Annotated in this window: 1 protein-coding gene; it reads right to left on the bottom strand. The window is 46.1% G+C overall.

What is annotated here, in order from left to right; genetic code table 11:
• Positions 1-393 (bottom strand): helix-turn-helix transcriptional regulator (locus tag R7R24_RS30085; RefSeq protein WP_318120639.1); only part of this gene is annotated, 393 nt, incomplete at its 3' end.
• Positions 394-531: the final 138 nt, after the last annotated feature.

Raw genomic sequence — 531 nt, forward strand, 5'->3', positions numbered from 1 at the left:
CAGAAAAACCAAAGTTTCCAGTTTGCTTTCTAAAGACTCACATTGATCGAGGTGCTGGCGATAGTTTTGTAAAGTCAGTTTTTCGCGCTCGGAGGTAACTTTGTCGAGGCCATCTTTACCGAAGATGTGTTCCACGGCTTCGATAAATTGGATGGTGAGTTCGCCATGACGATCGGCGAATTGCTCATGTCCCTTCTGGGTTAAAGACCAATGGCGAGTAGGGCGTCCGACTTTGACTTTTACATCGTGAATCGACAGGATGCCTTCATCTTCTAAACCTTGCAGGTGCTGGCGAGCACCCATGGTTGTCATCCCAAGCTCAGAAGAGAGTTGTTTTGCAGTGACAGACCCGTCACGCTTAACGATTTGCAATATCCTATCTACGGTCTTCATATTCCCACCATTTGTATTTCCGTACACATTATGCGCGATAGGCTTAGTAAAGAAAAGTGTTGACTTAACTTGAGTGGGGATTTGGTGAGCCAAAAACAAAAAGGGTCAGCACTTTGCCAACCCTCTGCGATGCTGAAC

The sequence above is a fragment of the Vibrio sp. 704 genome (genome assembly GCF_033339295.1).